The 20,480-nt window shown below is 62.0% G+C and carries 20 protein-coding genes; 8 read left to right on the top strand and 12 right to left on the bottom strand.

Features of this window, described 5'->3' with window-relative positions; all coding sequences use genetic code 11:
- Positions 1–844: 844 nt before the first annotated feature.
- Positions 845–1,066 (bottom strand): YgdI/YgdR family lipoprotein, encoded by a 222-nt coding sequence (locus Q7F16_RS23155; RefSeq protein WP_003199454.1) that lies wholly within the window; start codon positions 1,064–1,066, stop codon positions 845–847.
- Between the two features lie 75 nt (positions 1,067–1,141).
- The gene (gene mobA, locus Q7F16_RS23150; RefSeq protein WP_046063777.1) at positions 1,142–1,744 is read right to left on the bottom strand and encodes a molybdenum cofactor guanylyltransferase MobA; all 603 of its coding nucleotides are present in this window, start codon (positions 1,742–1,744) and stop codon (positions 1,142–1,144) included.
- Positions 1,745–1,822: 78 nt separating this feature from the next.
- Here mobA and moaB point away from each other — a divergent pair, with 78 nt between their 5' ends.
- Both moaB and Q7F16_RS23140 read left to right on the top strand, forming a co-directional pair.
- Positions 1,823–2,362 (top strand): molybdenum cofactor biosynthesis protein B, encoded by a 540-nt coding sequence (moaB, locus tag Q7F16_RS23145; protein ID WP_003183685.1) that lies wholly within the window; start codon positions 1,823–1,825, stop codon positions 2,360–2,362.
- A 22-nt stretch (positions 2,363–2,384) separates the two neighbouring features.
- Positions 2,385–3,572: a molybdopterin molybdotransferase MoeA gene (locus Q7F16_RS23140; protein ID WP_409556948.1), complete on the top strand. Its 1,188-nt coding sequence runs from the start codon at positions 2,385–2,387 to the stop codon at positions 3,570–3,572.
- 60 nt (positions 3,573–3,632) lie between these two features.
- On the opposite strand, the gene Q7F16_RS23135 is transcribed toward Q7F16_RS23140, so the two are convergent.
- The gene (locus Q7F16_RS23135) at positions 3,633–3,941 is read right to left on the bottom strand and encodes a hypothetical protein (protein WP_235399628.1); all 309 of its coding nucleotides are present in this window, start codon (positions 3,939–3,941) and stop codon (positions 3,633–3,635) included.
- A 348-nt stretch (positions 3,942–4,289) separates the two neighbouring features.
- On the opposite strand from Q7F16_RS23135, the gene yegS reads away from it, so the two are divergent.
- A complete protein-coding gene (gene yegS, locus Q7F16_RS23130) occupies positions 4,290–5,207 on the top strand; it encodes a lipid kinase YegS (protein ID WP_046063779.1) in 918 nt (305 codons plus the stop codon).
- Here the strand turns inward: yegS and Q7F16_RS23125 are convergent.
- The 3 genes from Q7F16_RS23125 to Q7F16_RS23115 all read right to left on the bottom strand — a co-directional run bounded on the left by Q7F16_RS23125 (position 5,191) and on the right by Q7F16_RS23115 (position 7,443).
- Positions 5,191–5,850 (bottom strand): response regulator, encoded by a 660-nt coding sequence (locus Q7F16_RS23125; protein ID WP_046063780.1) that lies wholly within the window; start codon positions 5,848–5,850, stop codon positions 5,191–5,193. The two genes, yegS and Q7F16_RS23125, sit on opposite strands and share 17 nt — an antisense overlap.
- On the bottom strand, positions 5,847–6,740 hold the full coding sequence (locus Q7F16_RS23120; RefSeq protein ID WP_046063781.1) for a sensor histidine kinase: 894 nt from the start codon (positions 6,738–6,740) through the stop codon (positions 5,847–5,849). The genes Q7F16_RS23125 and Q7F16_RS23120 overlap by 4 nt, the downstream gene beginning before the upstream one ends.
- 232 nt (positions 6,741–6,972) lie before the next feature.
- Positions 6,973–7,443: a hypothetical protein gene (locus Q7F16_RS23115; RefSeq protein ID WP_046063782.1), complete on the bottom strand. Its 471-nt coding sequence runs from the start codon at positions 7,441–7,443 to the stop codon at positions 6,973–6,975.
- Between the two features lie 481 nt (positions 7,444–7,924).
- On the opposite strand from Q7F16_RS23115, the gene Q7F16_RS23110 reads away from it, so the two are divergent.
- Complete coding sequence (locus Q7F16_RS23110; RefSeq protein ID WP_003183670.1) at positions 7,925–8,848, top strand: chemotaxis protein CheV; 924 nt, start codon at positions 7,925–7,927, stop codon at positions 8,846–8,848.
- 71 nt (positions 8,849–8,919) lie between these two features.
- A complete protein-coding gene (locus tag Q7F16_RS23105) occupies positions 8,920–9,729 on the top strand; it encodes an MOSC domain-containing protein (protein WP_095963512.1) in 810 nt (269 codons plus the stop codon).
- Between the two features lie 82 nt (positions 9,730–9,811).
- Here the strand turns inward: Q7F16_RS23105 and ppnP are convergent, their stop codons facing one another.
- The 6 genes from ppnP to Q7F16_RS23075 form a co-directional block, all read right to left on the bottom strand.
- On the bottom strand, positions 9,812–10,096 hold the full coding sequence (ppnP, locus tag Q7F16_RS23100; RefSeq protein WP_014337306.1) for a pyrimidine/purine nucleoside phosphorylase: 285 nt from the start codon (positions 10,094–10,096) through the stop codon (positions 9,812–9,814).
- 93 nt (positions 10,097–10,189) lie between these two features.
- Entirely contained in the window at positions 10,190–10,732 is a 543-nt protein-coding gene (locus Q7F16_RS23095; RefSeq protein ID WP_079305585.1) for an exonuclease domain-containing protein, read from the bottom strand.
- Between the two features lie 62 nt (positions 10,733–10,794).
- Positions 10,795–12,765, bottom strand: a complete 1,971-nt coding sequence (locus Q7F16_RS23090) for an acetyl/propionyl/methylcrotonyl-CoA carboxylase subunit alpha (protein ID WP_409556945.1) — start codon at positions 12,763–12,765, stop codon at positions 10,795–10,797.
- Positions 12,766–12,899: 134 nt separating this feature from the next.
- A complete protein-coding gene (gene atuD, locus Q7F16_RS23085; RefSeq protein ID WP_409556947.1) occupies positions 12,900–14,057 on the bottom strand; it encodes a citronellyl-CoA dehydrogenase in 1,158 nt (385 codons plus the stop codon).
- A 33-nt stretch (positions 14,058–14,090) separates the two neighbouring features.
- Positions 14,091–15,707 carry a geranyl-CoA carboxylase subunit beta gene (gene atuC / locus Q7F16_RS23080; RefSeq protein ID WP_409556944.1) on the bottom strand — a complete coding sequence of 539 codons (1,617 nt, stop codon included), beginning with the start codon at positions 15,705–15,707 and terminating at the stop codon, positions 14,091–14,093.
- A 185-nt stretch (positions 15,708–15,892) separates the two neighbouring features.
- Positions 15,893–17,683, bottom strand: a complete 1,791-nt coding sequence (locus tag Q7F16_RS23075; protein WP_409556943.1) for an acyclic terpene utilization AtuA family protein — start codon at positions 17,681–17,683, stop codon at positions 15,893–15,895.
- Between the two features lie 180 nt (positions 17,684–17,863).
- Between Q7F16_RS23075 and Q7F16_RS23070 the strand changes: the two genes are divergently transcribed.
- The 3 genes from Q7F16_RS23070 to Q7F16_RS23060 all read left to right on the top strand — a co-directional run bounded on the left by Q7F16_RS23070 (position 17,864) and on the right by Q7F16_RS23060 (position 20,469).
- On the top strand, positions 17,864–18,490 hold the full coding sequence (locus Q7F16_RS23070; RefSeq protein ID WP_046063788.1) for a TetR/AcrR family transcriptional regulator: 627 nt from the start codon (positions 17,864–17,866) through the stop codon (positions 18,488–18,490).
- 118 nt (positions 18,491–18,608) lie between these two features.
- Entirely contained in the window at positions 18,609–19,385 is a 777-nt protein-coding gene (locus Q7F16_RS23065) for a substrate-binding periplasmic protein (RefSeq protein ID WP_046063841.1), read from the top strand.
- A gap of 70 nt (positions 19,386–19,455) precedes the next feature.
- The gene (locus Q7F16_RS23060; RefSeq protein ID WP_409556942.1) at positions 19,456–20,469 is read left to right on the top strand and encodes a GNAT family N-acetyltransferase; all 1,014 of its coding nucleotides are present in this window, start codon (positions 19,456–19,458) and stop codon (positions 20,467–20,469) included.
- The last annotated feature ends 11 nt before the right edge of the window (positions 20,470–20,480 follow it).

The following is a 20,480-nucleotide window of genomic DNA, read 5'->3' as shown; positions in this document are numbered from 1 at the left end:
GCGCTTGTAGGGGCCGTTTGGAGCCACAAGAGCGCTTCAGGTTTTAATCAGTTGGCTAACACCTGTCGGCACTACGTGCCGACGATGTTTTTATCGGTTTTTACACACTCTGGGCCCAGCGCGGCTACCTCGGCATCCATGCCGAGGTGCCCACTGCGCAATGCCTGCGTTCGGCCAGCGTGGTTAACGGGGCGCCCCAGATCAAAATCCAAAGCAAAGCAAGAGCGGGGCACGTCCAGCATCTGTGTGGCTGAGCTGCCGCTATCGCGAGCAAGCTCGCTCCCACATGGGGCTGTGGGTATTCACAACATCAGCACACGACACAAAAACCTGTGGGAGCGAGCTTGCTCGCGATGACATAGGCACACCCACCATCATCACAAACTGATCCACCGCTATCGCGAGCAAGCTCGCTCCCACAGGAGAAACGCGGTCCCATCAAGAACCAGGTCGGCTATCAGGCCGCCTCGCAGTGGACGTTGATCTCGGCGCCCCGTTAACCACGCTGGCCGAACGTAGGCATTGCGCAGTGGGCCCCTCGGCATGGATGCCGAGGTAGCCGCGCTGGGCCATGGATGGCCCTTCGCGGCGGGCCCACGGAGCAATGCCGGAGTGAGGGCACACCGAGCCTAGGCGAGGTGCCGAGTGGTGGGGCAGGAGCGCTTTGGTTACTTTCGCGCTTTTCGAAAGTGACCCGCCGTCAGGGCGGAACCCTAAGTGGCCGTTACCGCAGCAACGGATATACACCCAAAACCAAGCCCAAAACCAAGCCCCCCAAAAAAAACGGCGCCTCCCTCTTCAGGAAGCGCCGTTTTTTAGCGACATCGGGCAGCAGCGTTACAGATTACAAATCCTTAACGGTACGAACCTGATCCTTGTTCACGCGAGTCTGCTTGCCATCCAGTTGCTCGAATTCGTAGAAGCCGCTTTCTTCATCGTAATGTGGGGTATCGACGGCCTGGATTTCGCGACCGTCATTCAAGGTGATCACTGTTGGCGAAGCGCACCCGGCAAGGGTGGCGAGGCCCAGAGCGAGCATGAACGTGGCGAGGGTCCGTTGTGTCATGGTGTTTCTCCGAAATGGATTCTTCAAGTTACTGACCTTCAGACGTATACATCGCGCGCAAGTTCCTGGCTAGTGTCAATCTGACACGCCTTTGTGCCGGGCCAGTAACTCCGGTGTGTTCAGATTTGCCAGGCGGGGATCGTCGGCTGGGCATTGCAATGCAACGGCGTGCAGTGCGCGCATGATACGACCGGGGCTGCGTTCGCCTTCGCGCCAGGCTTTTTCGAAGCTCGCTGCCAGGGCCAACGGAATGACACACAGCAGCGGCTCCCAGTGCTCGCCGTGCCGCACCATCAGCGGTTGGTCGGGGTGCTGGCTGGCCGTCCTGCGCATGTTATCGAGCAGGTTGGCGTCGATTTGCGGCACATCGCACGGCAGCACCAGCAAATACGGGTGCCTCGCAGCCTTGAGACCCGCCCGGATGCCCGCCAGTGGCCCGGGAAAGTCGCCTTCCTCGTCATGCACCAACTGATCGGCATACGGTGCATAACGTTGCGCATTACGGTTGCAGGAGATGATCAGATCATCGCTCATGGCGCGGGTCTGGCGATGCAGATGGGCAATCAGCGGTTCGCCCTGCCACGGCACCAGGCCTTTGTCCTGGCCGCCCATGCGTTGTCCGCGCCCGCCCGCCAGGAGCAGGATAGAGCAGGGTGGCAGTGACGTGTTCGAGGTCATGGCGTGTCTCCGCACGGGCGAAAAAATGAAGCGCTGTGATATAACACCGGGCTGTTTCCTCCACAACTGGACGAGCCTATGAAAGCCAAGGCTGATGTACCTTTCGTGCCGCTCAATATCGCGGTGCTGACTGTCAGTGATACCCGTACCCTGGAAACCGATACGTCCGGGCAGGTCTTCGTCGATCGGCTCACGGCGGCCGGGCACAACCTGGCGGAGCGGGTCCTGCTCAAAGATGATTTGTACAAGATCCGCGCGCAAGTCGCGACCTGGATTGCCGAGGACGTGGTGCAGGTGGTGTTGATCACTGGCGGCACCGGCTTCACGGGGCGTGACAGTACGCCGGAAGCCGTCACGTGCCTGCTGGACAAGCAGGTCGATGGTTTTGGCGAGTTGTTCCGACAGATATCCGTGGCCGACATCGGCACTTCCACCGTGCAGTCCCGGGCGCTGGCTGGCCTGGCCAATGGCACGCTGGTGTGCTGCCTGCCGGGTTCGACCAATGCGGTGCGTACCGGATGGGATGGCATCCTGGCTGAACAACTGGATGTGCGGCATCGGCCGTGCAACTTCGTGGCTCATTTGAAACAGGCAGCGCCTTGTGAATCCCGTGGGTAAACCGGGCAAGGCCGGCGCCTTGATGGCCGTTGAGGTCGCGTTGGAGCGACTGCTCGAGATGGCGGCGGCCACGCCGATTGTCCAGCGCGAGCATTTGCCGTTGGCCGCGGCGCTAGGGCGAGTGCTCGCCGAGGATCTGGTGTCGAGCCTTGATTTGCCGCCATGGCCCAACAGCGCCATGGACGGCTATGCCTTGCGGCTGGCTGACTGGAATGGCGAGCCGTTGACGGTCAGCCAGCGGATTTTTGCCGGGCAGGCCCCGGAGCCGCTGGCTGTTGGCACGTGCGCGCGAATCTTCACTGGGGCGCCAGTCCCGGCCGGCGCGGATTGCGTCGAGATGCAGGAAAACGCCGTGGTTGAAGACGATCAGCGGGTGCGGTTTATCGAGCCCATGATCAGCGGGCAGAACATTCGCCCCCGGGGGCAGGAGACCACCGTCGGGGAGCAGGTTCTCTCTGCTGGCACTCGCCTGGGGCCGATCGAGCTGGGGCTGGCGGCATCCTTGGGCTGTGCATCGCTGGAAGTGGTGCGCAAGGTCCGCGTCGCAGTCCTGTCCACGGGGGATGAACTGGTCGAACCCGGTCAGGCGCTGGGCCCAGGCCAGATCTATAACAGCAACCGCGTGCTGCTGTGTGGCTGGCTGCAACGCATGGGGTGTGAGGTGGTTGACGCGGGTATTCTGCCCGATGATTTATCGGCCACCCGCGAGCGCCTGGCACAATTGTCAGATGTCGATCTGATCCTGTCCACTGGTGGCGTATCGGTGGGGGAGGCGGACTTCCTGGGCATCGCCTTGCGTGAGGACGGTGAGCTGGCGCTTTGGAAACTCGCCATCAAGCCGGGTAAGCCGCTGACGTTCGGGCATTACCGCGGCGTGCCGGTCATAGGCCTGCCTGGAAACCCGGCCTCGACCCTCGTGACTTTCGCATTGCTGGCAAGGCCTTACCTGCTGAGACGCCAGGGCGTTCAGTCGGTGGCGCCGCTCAAGTTCAAGGTGCCGGCCGGTTTCGCCTGGCCGAAGGCGGGCGGTCGACGAGAGTACTTGCGAGGCCGCATGGAGAATGGTCGAGCGATCATCTACCGAAATCAGAGCTCGGGTGTCCTGCGCAGCGCGGCCTGGGCCGAAGGGCTGGTCGAAGTGCTGGAGGGACGGACGCTGGTGGAGGGCGATGAAGTGGGCTTCATTCCCTTGAGTGAAGTCCTTGGCTAGCCCTGTGGCAGGTGTTCTGCGGCCCGAGTCGGATACTCGGGCCTGCATGCGTCTCACCCTTCATCGTGTGAGCAGCATCACCAACTGATCGAATCGATTGTTCGCAATCCAGCCCAGCAGGCCGAGCACCACCGCTGCAGCGCCAGCCGAATAGGCCAGCCGGTGGCGGATCACCTTTACGTCGGTGCGAATTTCATCCATGTCTTTGCGGATGTATTTGAGGTGGGTTTCCAGTTCAACGACGCGCGGTTCCAAATCAATTCCTCCAACGGGATTACTGCAACTTTTGCATTCGTTCCGAGTATCGGCCCGCCCGTTCCCGAAGGACGGGCGCTGCCGGGGCAACAGCTTGTATTCACGGTTATGCATGGGACGGTTCATCCCCTTGGCCATAACTGTTCAAACGACTGATCCGGCCCCGGCGGGCCGTGACGTATCCATCCATGGGTAAGTGCTTCCTTGTGTGATGAGGGTTTTAGCGTTCCAGCAGAACAGAAGGCCAAGGTCTCTCAATACCGCTAGAGGGTCAATTGAGCCGATTCGCCAGATCTTGTAAGAAAACTCTTCGAATCAAGGCGTACCGGTCGGGCGAGCTGCCCAACGGGTTTTCTCCCGGGGCTCGCCTTCCTGTCTTTTTTAATAAATTGAGGTTCATCGAGGCTATTTCGGTCGAATGAGCGGTCCCATTTCCTGAACCTTCCAATGACGGAGACAACGATGAGCAAAGGCAAGGCGCTGTTGATTTTGCATGGCAAGCAAGCGCTCAACGAAGAGGTTCGCACGGCGGTGATGCTCAAGCGCGAGCAGGGCTGGGACCTGGCGGTACGGTTGACCTGGGAAGCCGGTGATGCCCAACGATGCGTCGATGAGGCGCTGGAGGCCGGTTATACGCGACTGATCGCCGGCGGCGGCGATGGGACCTTGCGTGACATCGCCGAAGCGATCGTCCTCAAATCGAGCGATGCCAGCCTGGTACTGCTGCCGCTGGGCACTGCCAACGATTTCGCCCGGGCCGCCGGCGTTCCGTTGGAGCCGGCGCAGGCCCTGGATTTGCTTGACGTTGCGCCGCAGGCCGTGGATGTGGGCGAAGTCTGCGGCCGGATTTTCCTGAACATGGCCACCGGCGGTTTTGGCAGCCAGGTGACGGCGAACACCTCCGAGGACCTCAAGAAAGTCCTGGGGGGCGCGGCCTACCTGTTCACCGGCCTGTCGCGATTCAGTGAGCTGAGTGCCGCCTATGGTGAGTTGCAAGGCCCCGATTTCCACTGGCAGGGCGATTTGCTCGCGCTGGGTATCGGCAACGGTCGACAGGCGGGGGGAGGCCATGTGCTGTGCCCGCAGGCGTTGGCCGATGATGGGTTGCTGGACATCAGCATCCTGCCGGCGCCTCAGGAAGTGGTCAGTACGTTGAAGGACTTGCTGGCGGGCGGCCTGGGCATCGACAACATGTTTGTTCGCGCGCGCTTGCCATGGGTGGAGATCAAGGTCGCCCAAGGCCTGGATATCAATCTCGATGGCGAGCCGTTGCAGGTCGACGCCCTGCGTTTCACTGTCCGCCCGAAGGCACTGCGCGTGCATCTGCCGTCCGATTCGCCACTGTTGGGCGATACGGCTGCGCTCAATCGTCCAGGCTGATGATTTTTTCGCGCACCGCGAACAGCACCAGGCCGGCCACGTCATGGATCTGCAGGCGCTTCATGACTTGCGCCCGGTGGGTTTCGACGGTCTTGATGCTCAGGTTCAGGCCGTTGGCAATTTCCCGGGTGGACTTGCCGCGTACGATCAACCGCAGTATTTCCAGTTGGCGTGCTGTCAGGTTATGGGCCTGGGCGGGGTCCGGCTGGTGCTTCTGGACGCGAGTCAGCGCCTGGTTGATCACGGTGTGGGCGATGGCCGGGCTCAGGTAGCGTTCATTGTTGCGCAACGCCTCCAGGGCGTGTTTCAGCTCATTGGCAGTGGTGTCCTTGAGCAGGTAGCCATGGGCTCCGGATTCCAGCGCCTGCATGATCAGCGCCGGATCCGTATGCATGGACAGGATCAGCACCTTGCTGTGGGGGCGCACTCGCTTGAGCTGTAGCAGGGCGTCCAGGCCGCTGGTGTCCTTCATGGAGATGTCCAGCAGTACGATATCGGGGTTCAGCCGTTCGACCAATTCCACCAATTGCGTGCCATCACTGGCCTCGCCGATGACGGCATAACCGGGGATATCCATGACCAGCGCGCGTACGCCGGCCCTGATCAGGGAATGGTCATCTACCAGAAGCAAATTACAAATCAAAGGAGAACCTTATTCTTACTGGCTCGTTCCAGGGCACGCGGTGCCCAGGGAAAGCGTGCTTCGATGTGCGTGCCTTTGCCGGCCTCGCTGGTGACCTTGAGGGTGCCGCCCAATTGTTCGACCCGCTCCAACATGCCGGCCATGCCCCGTTGACCTTCGCGCGCGGGGTGGGTGGCCGGGACAAAACCCTGGCCATCGTCGCTGATCTCCAGGGTCAGGCCGTCGGGCAGGCGTTGCAGGCGTACCAGCAGATTCGTCGCCCGCGCATGACGCAAGATGTTGGTGACCGCTTCCTGGGTGATCCGGAACACCGCGACCGACATTTCCTCGGGGATGCCCGCCATGCGCTGTTGGCAATCGAGGCTCCATTTCACCGGGACGTTGGCCAGCGTCTTGAGCAGGTGCGCCCGCAGGCTGGCTTCAAGTCCGAGGCTGGTCAGTTCCCTGGGGTTGAGGATCGCCGATACATCGCGGACCTTGTTGAGGGTTTCGTCCAGGGTCTCGCAAAGCAGCGCGCATTGGCCTTGCAATTCTTCCGGCATCCGCCGCTTGAGCCATTCGCCTTGCAGTTTCGCCGCGGTCAGCAACTGGCCAATGTCGTCGTGCAATTCGCGGCTCAGACGATGGCGCTCGTTTTCCTGTACTTCAAGTAATCGGTCGGCCAGTTCCTGGGGCTGGAACTTGATGGATTTGCGCGACAATCGATGGTGGATCCAAACACAGGTCATGGCTGCGACATTCAGTGCCAACAGGCTCAACGGCACCGTATGGGCGAACAGGTAGGCCAGCAGGCTGCCGAGGGTTGAGCAGACGCACAACAATAGTGTGAAGCGACGGGCGTTTTCTCGGGAGGGAGGCCAGGTGATGAATGACTTGAGGCTGGCGTACATAGCGGATGGAGCCAATGAATGTTCGCTGCGGGCAGGCCGGTCAGCGCATCTGACAGGCCGGTCGGGTAAACGTTTCAGGTCGAGGGCGGCTTCGGTTGGCGGCTTTTACGGCGCTGTCTTGAAGTGGCTGACGCGCGAGATGGTACCACTTCGCTTATCGTTGGTCGCGCTCGGCATGGTGCGGCGAAAGCACCATGGGCCGGGCGCGCCGCATTGAGCCGATATCATCGCATCAGGCTTGTTTCTGGGAGTAGGATACCAACGCCAGCGGACGTGACGCTGCCAATGCCTGGCCAGGACACTGGCCTACCTGGAAAGCAAATGCCTCGATCAACGAGATCTGTTCACTGCTGTCCAGGCCCAACTGGCCGGTGGTGTGATCGACCAGTTCCAGCTGCCAGGCCATCAGGGTCAAGCAATCCTTCAGGGCGTCCAAGGCCTGGTCATGCAACTCCATGTGGTTTTGCGCGTGATTGAGCAAACCATGGATATGCAGTGAAAACTCCGAAACGGCTTCCAGCGCCAGGGCATTGGCCTTGTTCGAGAGTTTCAGCAAGGTGCTGAGCATGCAATCGATGGCGTCCTTGTCGTTGTTGATTAATTGCAGATGGCTCAGGCATTCCTCCGACTTGGCCAGCAGCGTCTCGGCTTCGATCAGAAGTTCGGGAAGACGCTCACTCCAGTTCCTACGATCGTTCGGCATGCTTATCTCCACAACATCATGTCAGGCGAAAGAAAACCGCTTATGGCGAACGGCTGGATCTCAAGGTCGATTGCGGACGGACGCACAGCGACACGCCCCTGCCGTTCAGCGAAAGTGAATTCGCAAACAATTGCACGGGTGGGATCGGCCGAAAGACTGGAGGTCCGATGTCCTGTGGTCGCGCACAAAAGCCTGACTCCGTTCAGCAATGAGAATGGCGTCACATTAATGGCTATTGGATAACGGGAATATCAGGTTGGACCTGATTGTGCCTAGGGGAATCCCTTAGGCAGCGGAACTTTGCGCGCAAACCAGGGTCGCGCGGCGAGGAAAATCGCAGATGAAGTTACGAAGCCAGTAAAGCATGATGTTAATGTGACATCAATGCCCCCGCGCTTGTATTTTATCCGGGGTCAAGATTCGGCTGGTGCAGCCGATATCTCTTTTATTGGATTCATCCGAACAAGCCCAGGAGTCATCGATGGCCGGCATTCTCGACACAGTAGATCAACGAACCCAACTGGTGGGTGAGAATCGCCTGGAAATTCTCATGTTCCGCCTGGCGGGGCGGCAGTTGTTCGCCATTAACGTGTTCAAGGTCCAGGAAGTCCTGCAACTGCCGAAGCTGACCCTGATGCCGCAGCGCCATCCGTTCGTGTGCGGCGTGGTCAATCTGCGGGGCCAGACGTTGCCGGTGATCGACCTGTCCCAGGCCATTGGCATGCGTCCGCTGGTGCCAGGCCCTAACAGCACCATTATCGTGACCGAATACAATCGCTCGGTTCAGGCATTTCTGGTGGGCGGTGTCGACCGCATCGTCAACATGAATTGGGAAGCCATCCTGCCCCCCCCGACCAGCGCCGGCCGCGAGCACTACTTGACGGCCATCAGCAAGGTGGACGATCAGTTGGTGGAAATCATCGACGTGGAAAAAGTCCTGGCCGAAATCGTGCCGTACAACGCCAAGGTCTCCCGGGACAAACTCGAAGACCCGGTGCTGGAGCGCGCCCGTGGCCGCGAAGTGCTGCTGGTGGACGACTCCAACGTCGCGCTCTCGCAACTGCGCGATACCCTGGGTCAACTGGGCGTGAAAATGCACATCGCCAGCGACGGCCTCAAAGCCCTGAACATGCTCAAGGCCTGGGCCGATACCGGCGAGGTGATGACCGATAAATTGCTGATGATCTTCACCGACGCGGAAATGCCGGAAATGGACGGCTACCGCCTGACCACCGAAATCCGCAACGATCCGCGTTTGCGTGGGCTCTATGTCGTATTGCACACCTCGCTGTCCGGCAGCTTCAACGATTCGATGGTCAAGAAGGTCGGGTGCGACAACTTCCTCTCCAAATTCCAGCCGGACAAGCTGGTCGACGTGGTGCGTCAGCGGCTGATGCTCGACTGAAGCCGAGGGTGGTTTGCTTCGATGGCCGGCTCGTATAAGGTGGCATTTTTTCGCCACCAGGGAAGTTGACCATGTTGCGGCTGAGCGCGCTGTATCGGTATCCGTTGAAGTCCGGCCAGGGCCAGCCCCTGCAAGGGATTGGGCTGGACAAGCTGGGGTTGGACGGTGATCGGCGCTGGATGCTGGTGGATGAGGGCACGGGTCGTTTCCTGACCCAGCGCGCCGTGGCGAAGATGAGCCAGCTCTCAGCCTTGTGGAACGAAGCGGGCGGCCTGACGCTCAGCGCGCCGGGCCATGGCGCCATCGACGTGCCGCTGCCGCCAACCCAGGAAGAGCAGCGGCGCGCAGTGATCATCTGGCGTGACACCTTGCGCGTGCCGGATGCCGGTGACGAGGCCGCGGCCTGGGTCAGCGAATTCATCGGCACCCCCACGCGGCTGGTGCATGTGCCGGTGGAACTGGCGCGCACCACCGCAGCCGGTTATGGCAAGGACGATGACAAGGTCGCCTTTGCCGATGGTTTCCCCCTGCTGCTGATTGGCCAGGCGTCCTTGCAGGACCTGTCGAGCCGGGTCGGTCGTTCGCTGGAAATGTTGCGCTTTCGCCCCAACCTGGTGGTCGAAGGCAGCGAGGCGTTTGCCGAGGACGGCTGGAAGCGCATTCGTATCGGCGAGGTGGAGTTCCGGCTGGTCAAACCATGCTCGCGCTGCATCATGACCACGGTCGATCCGCAGACCGGCGAACGCGACCCGAATCGCGAACCCTTTGCCACCTTGCAGCAATACCGTTCGACAACGGACGGTGCGATGTTCGGCCAGAACCTGGTCAACGACAGCAACGGTCGGCTTGAAGTCGGCATGCCGGTTGAAGTGCTCGAATAAAAAGATCCGTGAATAAAAATGCCCGTGTCATTGGACACGGGCATTTTTGTTTGTCAGGCAACAGCTTTTCTAGCTTCTAGCTTCAGCCGCGGTATTCACACAGGTATGCGGTATCGACAGCCACTTTGAGCTGGAACTTGCTGTTGGCCGGGACATTGAACTGGCTGCCGGCCTCGAAGGTTTCCCAGTCGGTGCTGTCAGGCAGTTTCACGGTCAGGGCGCCGGAGACCACGTGCATGATTTCCCGTTGGGCCGTGCCGAACTCATATTCGCCCGGTGCCATGACGCCGATGGTCGCAGGGCCTTCGGCAGTGCCAAAAGCGATCGACTTGACGGTGCCGTCGAAGTACTCGTTGACTTTAAACATGGGCGATTCCTCGAAAAAGGGGCTGGAAAAGGCCGGCCAGTATGCACAAGGCTGCAACATTCGTCATCTGCCGCACCGGCAGGTGGCAGGCGTTCAACCCGGAAGCACCAGGGGCAACAACCGCGCGGTATTGCGCGCGTCTTCCAGCGCACGGTGCTGTTGACCGCAGAATTGCAGGCCAGCCAGTTGCAGAGCGCCATTGAGCCCCAGCGGTCGTTCCAGCCGACGGGCCTTGGCGAAGCGTTGCTTGAGGTTCATGTGCGGCACCTGGCCGAGGACACTGTGCAACTGCTGGTGCTGCCATTCCTGAAGCAGTTGCTTGCGGTCGTAATCGCCCCAACTGACCCAGCTTTCCAGCTTCGACTGGTACGGCGCCAGCCAGCGCTCGAACGCCGGCCAGACCTCGGTCAAGGGCGCGGCACCGTCGATATTGGCCTGGGTGATGTGGGTCAGTTCGCGACAGAAGGGCGTGAGCAGCGGGCGTCTCAGGGGGCGCACGAAGCGCTGGAAATGATCCACCTCGCGACCGTCACGATTTACCAGCGTGGCGCCGATTTCGATAATTTCCATTTCGGTTACCGGCCAGCCACCTTCATCGGTGGTGGCCTCCAGATCAATCACCAGCCAGTGAGGCATTGCAGGGTTCCCGGTATCGGCGTGCTGATGGGTTTGAGCGTAGTCAAACCCGCGGCATCCGACTAGTCGCCTGTTTCGACACGTAACAAAACTTGCCGGTTTTGCACCTGGTCACCCCGTGTGACCTGCAATTGCCTGACCACGCCGTCAATGCCGGCCTTGAGTGGGTGCTCCATTTTCATTGCCTCAAGCACCATCAGCAGTTGGCCTTGGCGCACTGTGCTGCCTTCGCTGACCAGCAACTCGACAATGGCACCGTCCATGGGCGCCTTGAGCGTGCCGTCGCGGGGGCCGGCCTTGGCGGCGATGGAGGTGTGGGTTCGGTCTTGCAGGTGCAGGCCACCGGGGCGGGTAGACAGCCATAGATCATTGCCATCGAGGCGCCAGGCATGACGCTGGCGAATCCCGTCGATGATCAGCGTGGCGCCATACGCGTCAGCGTCGAGCAGCCTCAGTTCGATCAAGCGCCCGGTACTGCGGATGTGCAGTGTCCCGTTGGTTTTGGCCTCAAGGCTCAGCGCCCAGTCGTGCTCGCCGATGCCGATTCGATAATGCAGCGCCGCGCCGAGGCTGTTGCGCCATCCGCCGAGGTCGGGGGCATGCCGTGCCTGCGAGGCCTGATAGAACGCCGCGGTGGCGATGGCGAGCTGTTCGGCTGAGGGCTCAAGGGGCAAGAGCGCCGCATGATTGGCTAAGTGCTGCCCGATGAAACCGGTGCCGAAGTCGCCGGCGATGAACCGCGGATGTGCCAGCAACCCGGCGAGCAAGCGTTGGTTGCTCTGGACGCCAAGCAATACGCAATCTTCCACCGCTCGCAACAACTTGCGTCGGGCCTCCTCGCGGGTGGCGCCGTGGACGATGAGCTTGCCCAGCATCGAATCGTAGAACGGAGTGATGAGCTGGCCCTCCTGCAGGCCATGGTCGACTCGCACGCCGTCGCGTATGGGCGGCTCCCAGCCGATCAGCCGCCCGGTCTGGGGCAGGAAATCCGCCGCCGGGTCCTCGGCGTACAGCCGCACTTGCATGGCATGGCCGCTGAGCATCACCTGCTCCTGACGCAGGGGCAACGGCCTGCCGGCGGCGACGTCCAATTGCCAGGCCACCAGATCCAGGCCGGTGATCAACTCGGTGACAGGGTGTTCGACCTGCAGGCGCGTGTTCATCTCCAGGAAGTAAAACCGGCCGTCCGCCGCGAGCAGGAACTCCACGGTCCCGGCACCGACATAATTCACTGCGCGTCCGGCCTTGAGTGCTGCGTCGCCCATGGCCTGGCGCAGGTCAGTGGTCATGACCGGGCAGGGCGCTTCCTCGATGACTTTCTGGTGGCGCCGCTGGATCGAGCAGTCCCGTTCGCCCAGGTGGATCAGCTGACCATGGTGGTCGCCGAAAATCTGCACTTCCACATGCCGCGGATCGATCAAGGCCTGTTCGAGGATCAACTCGTCGTTGCCAAACCCGTGCAGGGCCTCCGAGCGCGCGCTGCGTAACTGCTCCAGCAGGTCCTCGGCGCGCTGGACCAGGCGCATGCCTCGACCGCCGCCACCAGCACTGGCCTTGATCATCAATGGGTAGCCGATGCGTCCGGCTTCGCGCTGCAGCGTGTCGTCGTCCTGGGCGGCGCCCTGGTAACCGGCGATGCAGGGAACGCCGGCTTCAATCATGGCGGTTTTTGCCCGGCGCTTGCTGCCCATCAGGTCGATTGCCTCGGGGCTGGGGCCGATGAACACGATGCCGGCGGCTTCGCAGGCCTTGGCGAACCCGGCATTTTCCGAAAGAAAGCCGTAGCCGGGATGGATCGCATCGGCCCCGCAGCGCCGGGCTGCATCGAGCATGGCCGAGGGGTTGAGGTAGGACTGCTGCACCGCGGCCGCGCCGATCAGCACGGCTTCATCGGCCATGCGCACATGCAGCGCCTCGGCGTCAGCCTCGCTGAACACCGCCACCGTGCGATAGCCCAGGGCCTGGGCGGTGCGCTGGATCCGGCAGGCGATTTCGCCACGGTTGGCGATGAGGATTTTGCTGAAGGCGGGCATGGGTTCATTCCTGGAGTCTTGCGGTGTCTGTTTGGACCTCATCGCGAGCAAGCTTTGCTCCCACAGGTGAATGCACTCACTGGGCATTGTGGGAGCAAAGCTTGCTCGCGATGGCGGTCTGGCAGGTGATGTACTCAGTTTTTCTTCCCCGGCAAAATCCCCATGAGCTTGCAGATGATGCCCAGCATGATCTCGTCCGCACCGGCACCGATGGACACCAGCCGCACGTCGCGATAGGCCCGGGCGACCGGGTTGTCCCACATGAAGCCCATGCCGCCCCAGTACTGCAGGCAACTGTCGGTGGTTTCCCGGGCCAGGCGTCCGGCCTTGAGCTTGGCCATCGACGCCAGCCGCGTGACGTCCTGGCCGTTGATGTACTGCTCGGTGGCCTGGTAGACCAGCGCCCGCAGGCATTCGATCTCGCTGGCCAGTTCCGCCAGGCGAAAGTGGATCACCTGGTTGTCGATCAGGGCCGTGCCGAAGGTCTTGCGTTCCTTGCAGTACGCGATGGTGCTGTCGATGCAATGCTCCAGGCCCTTGAGCATGTTGGCCGCGCCGAACAGGCGTTCTTCCTGGAACTGCAGCATCTGCATCATGAACCCGGCGCCTTCCTGGCCGATGCGATTGCGTTGTGGCACTCGCACGTTGTCGAAAAACACCTGGGCGGTTTCCGAGCTGCGCATGCCGAGTTTGTCCAGGTGCTGGCCGAGGCTGATGCCGGGGCTGTGCATCGGCACCATGATCAGCGATTTGTTGACGTGGGGCTTGTCATCCGAGGTGTTGGCCAGCAGGCAAATGAAATCGGCACTGGGCGCATTGGTGATCCACATCTTGCTGCCGTTGATGACGTAGTCGTCGCCGTCCTTGCGCGCCGTGGTCTTGAGCCCGGCGACGTCGGAGCCAGCGCCGACTTCCGAGACGCCGATGCAGCCGACCTGTTCGCCGCGAATGGCCGGGCGCAGGAACGCTTCACGCAACTCATCGGAGCCGAAGCGGGCCAGGGCCGGGGTGCACATGTCGGTCTGGACGCCGATGGACATGGGCACGCCGCCGCAATGAATGGTGCCAAATTCCTCGGCCGCGACGATCGAATAGCTGTAGTCCAGGCCCATGCCGCCAAAGGCAGATGGTTTGGAAATGCCCAGCAGGCCCAGCTCGCCGGCCTTTCGGAAAACCTCGTGGATGGGGAAACGCCCGGCTTTCTCCCATTCGTCGACGTAAGGGTTGATGTCATGCTCGACAAACTGGCGAACGGTGCGCCGCAGCGCTTCGTGTTCCTGGGTGAAGATCATTTTCATTGTTCTCCTGTGAGCCGTGGAGCGTCCTCAGAAACGGGCCACGCCGAAGCTGTTGGCTTGCAGTGGCCGCTGCTCGGCCTCGTGACAGATGTCCAGCAGGTAGCCCAGCAGTGTGCGGGTGTCGCGCGGGTCGATGAGCCCGTCGTCCCACAGGCTGGCGCTGCCGTAGAGAGCGGTGGACTGGCTGTCGAGTTTCTGCGCGGTGGTTTGCTCGAGCAGGTCCAGCATCTTCGGGTCGGGGGTCAGGCCGTTCTTGATCTGCGTGGCCTCGGTGACCATGCGCAGGACCTTGCCGGCCTGTGCGCCGCCCATCACCGCCGTATGGCTGTTGGGCCAGGCGAAGATGAAGCGTGGGTCCAGCCCACGGCCGCACATGGCGTAATTGCCGGCGCCGTAGGAGCCGCCCACCACGACGGTCAGCTTGGGCACTCGGGCATTGGCCACGGCCTGGATCATCTTGGCGCCGTGCTTGATCACCCCTTGTCGCTCCGACTCGGTGCCGACCATGAACCCGGTGGTGTTGTGCAAAAACAGCAAGGGCGTGCGGCTCTGGTCGCACAACTGGATGAACTGCGCGGCCTTGCTGGCACCTTGGGGCGTGATCGGTCCGTTGTTGCCGATCAGGCCGCAGGCATGACCGCGAATGTGCAAGTGGCCGCAAATCGTCTGGGCGTCGAACTCGCTTTTGAAGGCCAGGAAATTCGAGCCGTCGGCGATGCGGGCGATGATTTCCTGCACGTCATAGGGCTTCTTCGGGTCGACGGGGACCAGTCCCAGTAACTCGTCGGCGGGGTAGAGCGGCTCTGTCCACGTCCGTTCGGGCTGTGGCGGCAGTTGCGCATTCCAGGGCAGCAGGCTGAGGATCTCCCGGGCCCGGCGCACGCCGTCGGCGTCGTTCTCGGCCAGGTATTCGGCGGTGCCGGCCACCTGTACGTGCATCTGCGCACCGCCCAGTTCCTCCTCGCTGGCCACTTCGCCGGTCGCGGCCTTGAGCAACGGCGGTCCGGCCAGGAACAGCCGCGCCTTGTCGCGCACCACCACCACGTAATCCGACAAACCCGGCTGATAGGCGCCACCGGCCGTGGCCGAGCCATGTACCACAGTGATCTGTGGCAGGCCCATGGCCGACAGGCGTGCCTGGTTGGCGAAGCAGCGCGCGCCTTCGACGAAGATCTGCGCGGCGTAATTGAGATTGGCGCCGCCACTTTCGGCGAGGGTGATGATCGGCAGTTTGTTTTCCATGGCGATCTGTTGCAGGCGCAGGGTCTTGTACAAGCCGCTGGGGGAAATCGTGCCGCCCTTGATTGCGCTGTTGTTGGCCACCACCAACGCCCGCACCCCGGACACGTAGCCGATCCCGGCGATCAGGCCGCCGCCGGCCTGGCTACCGTCCTTGTCGTCATGGAGTTTGTAGCCGGCCAGGCTCGCCAGTTCGAGGAACGGCGCGCCAGGGTCCAGCAGCAGGTTCAGGCGCTGGCGCGGCAACAACTGGCCGCGCTGGTCGAACTTGCCCTGGGCCTGGGCGGCTTTCTCCAGCACGGCCTGTTCGAGCTGGCGCAGCTGTTCGACACCGGCCAGCATCGCCGCGTGGTTGCGCGTGAAGTCAGCGCTATGGGGATCAAGGTGCGATTCGATGACTGGCATGAGGATTCCTCTTGCTCGAACGGATTAGCGCAAAACCCTGTGGCGAGGGAGCTTGCTCCCGCTCGATTGCGCAGCAATCGCAAAAAGCCAGGGCCGCTGCGCAGCCCAGCGGGAGCAAGCTCCCTCGCCACAGGTTCTGCTGATCGTCATGTTTAATCCACGGGCATTCGCCATGCGACCGTCTCCTAGTTGACCTGATCGGCGATGCCTTGCGGCACCGGAATCTGGATTTCCAGCAACTGCTGGGCGAACGCCTTGCCCTGGGGATCGATGCGCAGGCTGGCGACACCGCCGCCGCCGAGGGCGTTTTCCAGCAGGAAATTCAAACTGTGGGTGCCCGGCAGGTACCAGCGTTCGACCCGACCCAACCGTGGGTCGAGCACGTGGCTCATCCAGTCGACCATCACCTCCGGCATCAGCGCTTCGGCGATCCAGGGCAGGTATTCGGGGTCACGGGCGATCACGCCAATGTTGCTGTGGTTGCCCTTGTCGCCGGAGCGCGCCACCGCCAGTTTGACCAGCGGCACGCTGGCATCGGCCTGGCCCTGGGGTTTGGGCACATCCGGGGCGACCGGCAGATCGACGGTGTGCAGCGGTTCGAAAGTGGGCAAGTGGCAAGGGTGACGCTGGCCGTCGAGTTCTATGTCGAGCCGGCAAGTGGCTTTGTCGATCAGGAACGAGAACAGGCGAATCAACGGCGACACCGTCGGCCGGCCGCCGACCAGACCCGTCAGCCCCGGCGCCATGCCGGTGGCGGCTTGGGCGATCTCCCTGGAAAACAGCACCAGCGGCTGTTTCTCCGGGTGCCGAACCGCCAGCTTGATCACCACCTCACGGCTGTCCCGACGCTGGCCGTGCTGGCCATAAGTGGCTTCGCTGCCCAGTAGTTCGATGTTCACTTCGCTGTAGGGCGCCCAGCCACGTTGGCTGAAAATCTGTGAGGTCTTGGCGATGATCGCCTGGCTGACCCGTTCAGCCTTGGCCACTGCATCAATGCCGGCGATCAGGCAGGTGGCGGTGCAGCGCCAACCGTCCGGCCAGGTGGCGCTGACCTTGTATTGATCGGTGGGCGGCAAGCCCTTGGCGCCGTGGACGTGCACGGCGTGCTTGCCTTGTTGGATCAACCTGACCTGGCTGAAATCACAGATCACGTCCGGCAATAGATAGCCTTGCGGGTCGCCGATTTCGTAGAGCAACTGCTCGCCGACGGTCAATGGCGTGACCAATCCGCCGCTGCCTTCGGTTTTGGTAACCGTGAACTGGCCGTCGGCGCTGACCTCGACGATGGGAAAGCCGATGTGCTCGTAATCCGGCACTTGCTGCCAGTCGGTGAAGTTGCCGCCCGTGCACTGGGCGCCGCACTCGATCAGGTGTCCGGCCAGTGCGGCCTGGGCCAATCGGTCGTAATCGTCCCAGGCCCAGCCGAATTCATGCACCAGGGCGGCGCTGACCACGGCGCTGTCCACCACGCGGCCGGTGATCACGACATTGGCCCCCAGGCGCAACGCTTCGACGATACCGGGCGCGCCAAGGTAGGCGTTGATGGACACGCACGCGGGCGGCAGGGGGTCGCCGCTGAACATTTCACGGATGCCCAGGGAGGCGAGCTTTTCGAATTGCGGTTGCAGGTCATCGCCCAACAGCACGGCGATCTTCAACGACACGCCCGCCTGATTACAGGCCGCTTGCAGGGCCTTCGCACAGGCCTGGGGATTGACCCCGCCAGCGTTGCTGATCACGCGCACCCCATCGTCATGCAAACGCTGGAGCAGCGGTGTGAGGACCTCGATGAAGTCCGTGGCGTAGCCGCTCGAAGGGTCCTTCAGGCGCGCCCCGGCCATGATCGACATCGTCACTTCGGCCAGGTAGTCGAATACCAGGTAATCCAGCGCCCCGCCCTCGACCAGTTGCGTCGCCGCAGTACAGGTATCGCCCCAAAAGGCGCTGGCGCAACCGATTCGGATCGTTTTGGGCATGGCGCTCCCTCCGGCAAAGGTGGCTCGAGACTACCAAGCAAGCGCTTGGTCTGTAAACGACCGCTGGTTCTTCTGGCCGAGCGCTTGCTTGGTTGCCTCGGTCAGCTTAAATTGCCCGCGCCACTGATGATTTGGTGTGCAATGCTCGCGCGTGGGTTGATCGACTGTAGGAGAGAATGGGTGGACGAGCAAAAAGCCCTGGGCGTGATGCGTGAGCTGGTCGACAACGGGCAACTGACCGACCCGGACAGTGCTCGCGGCAAACTGCTCCAGACCGCCGCCCACCTGTTTCGCAACAAAGGCTTCGAGCGCACCACGGTGCGCGACCTGGCCAGTGCCGTGGGCATCCAGTCAGGCAGCATCTTTCACCATTTCAAGAGCAAGGACGAAATCCTGCGGGCGGTGATGGAAGAAACCATCCGCTACAACACCGCATTGATGCGCGCCGCCCTGGCCGAGGCCGACAGCGTGCGTGAGCGGGTATTGGCGCTGATCCGCTGCGAATTGCAGTCGATCATGGGCGGCACCGGCGAGGCCATGGCGGTGCTGGTCTATGAATGGCGTTCGCTATCGCAGGAAGGGCAGCGGCACGTGCTGGCCCTGCGTGATATTTATGAAGACTTGTGGCTCGAGGTTCTGGGCCAGGCCAAGGAGGCCGGGTATATTCGCGGTGACGTGTTCATTACCCGGCGGTTCCTCACGGGAGCGTTGTCCTGGACCACCACCTGGTTTCGCGCCGAAGGCAGCCTGAGCCTTGACGAGCTGGCCGAGCAAGCCCTGATCCTGGTGCTTGAAGAAAAACAATAACCGAGCAATGCCTTAAATGACCGTGTGTGGCTGGCTAAGTGACTGAAACCGCCTAGCTTGATTGTTATTGATGGGGACTTTTGGGGAGTGGGTTATCTTGACGTTTTCGCCGATGGGGATGACCTCGCGTCTGCTACTGGCTGCTCTGGCCGTTTTCCTGGCGCTGCCGACCGAGGCTGCGCAACTGGTGCGGATCGGTGCCGCGCATTTTCCGCCTTATACCGTTCGTCCCGAGAACGGCGTCGACACCGGCCTGCTGCCGCAAATGGTGGAGGCCTTGAACCAGGCGCAAACCGACTACCAGTTCGTGCTGGTGCCGACCTCGATCCCGCGCCGCTTCAATGATTTCAAGCAGGGCCGGGTCGACATGGCGATTTTCGAGAACCCCGAGTGGGGCTGGCAAGATGTGCCGCACACCTCGGTGGACATGGGCCTGGAGGATGCGGAAGTCTTCGTCGCCCAGCGCCAGCCGGATCGACAGCAAAGTTATTTCACCGACCTCAGGGGCAAGCGCCTGGCCCTGTTCAGCGGTTATCACTACGCCTTTGCCGAGTTCAACGCCGACCCCAAGTTCCTCGCCGGCCAATACAACGCCACGCTGACGTATTCCCACGACAGCAATCTGTTGATGGTGTTGCGCGGGCGCGCAGACATCGCCCTGGTGACCCGTTCGTACCTCAACGATTACGTGTTGCGCAATCCGGACGTCGGCCCGCAATTGCTGGTGTCCGAGCGTATCGATCAGGTTTACCACCATTACGCGCTGATCCGGCCGCAGGCGCCCATTTCCAGTGAGGGGTTTGCCCAGTTGCTGCAAACGCTGCGGGATAACGGTCAGTTGCTGAAGATTTTCCAGCCCTACCAGATCCAGCTGGTGCCCACGCATTCCCATTGAAGGCGACACTAAATTTCCTTCCCCGGCTCACGTCCCACGTTGACTACCGACGAATACACGAGCCCCTCCCATGTCCAGCCTCAATCACCCGACGACACTGCCCTTGCCCGGCGGCCGTCGCCTCGGCGCCGATGAAACCGAACGCCACCTGAGCCTGATGCTCGAAGGCGCGCCGCTGATCCGGCTGCGCCTTGCGCGCGGTCCCGAGTTGCACGTGCACTTGCAGGAAATCAACGACCGCCCGGTGGGCCCGGCGCTGTGGGCGGCCTGCTATTGGCTGTTTGCTCGTGATCCCGACTGCCAGCGCCTGACCTGGCACCTCGACGAGCGCCCCGGCGAAGCCTTGCTCAGTGGTTTGTTGACGGCCACTGAGCGTGCCGGTGAATACGTTTGCGAGCGCACGATGTTCTGGCAACTGCCGCAGCCCTGGCTGGGAGTGTCGTTCAACGGCAGTTACCCGCAACACATGGTCATCACCGATGGCCAGCGCCATCCGCGCCGGCCGACGAAGCCGCGTGGCGAGGTGTACCGGCGTTTCGATGCGCGGCTGGGGGCCTGGGTGTCCTTGCGCACCTTGGAAATCGAGCAGGACCTTACGCGTTTCAACCGCTGGCAGAACAGCCCGCGGGTGGCGAGTTTCTGGCAGGAGGAGGGCAGCCTGGAACAGCATCGCGAGTACCTGGGCAAGCTGCAGGCCGACCCCCGGGTCTTGACCCTGATCGGCTGTTTCGATGACCAGCCGTTCGCTTACTTCGAAGCCTATTGGGCCAAGGAGGATCGGATCGCGCCGTTCTATGACGCCGGCAACTACGATCGCGGCATCCACATGCTGGTGGGTGAAGAGCAACACCGGGGACCGCACAAGGTGGCCAGTTGGCTGTCGGCGCTGGTGCATTACCTGTTCCTGGACGATCCGCGCACCCAGCGCGTGGTCGCCGAGCCCCGGGCCGACAATGCCCGGATGATCGGGCACCTGCACAACCAGTGCTTCCATTGTGAAAAGGAATTCGATTTCCCCCACAAGCGCGCGGCGCTGATGATCCTGGGGCGTGAGCGGTTTTTTGATCGGTGTGGGTTGATGTAAGGTTTGACATG

The sequence above is a fragment of the Pseudomonas sp. Lb2C2 genome, from assembly GCF_052112205.1.
Taxonomy (GTDB): Bacteria; Pseudomonadota; Gammaproteobacteria; order Pseudomonadales; family Pseudomonadaceae; genus Aquipseudomonas; species Aquipseudomonas kilonensis.
This window is presented reverse-complemented; position numbering and strand designations above follow the sequence as displayed.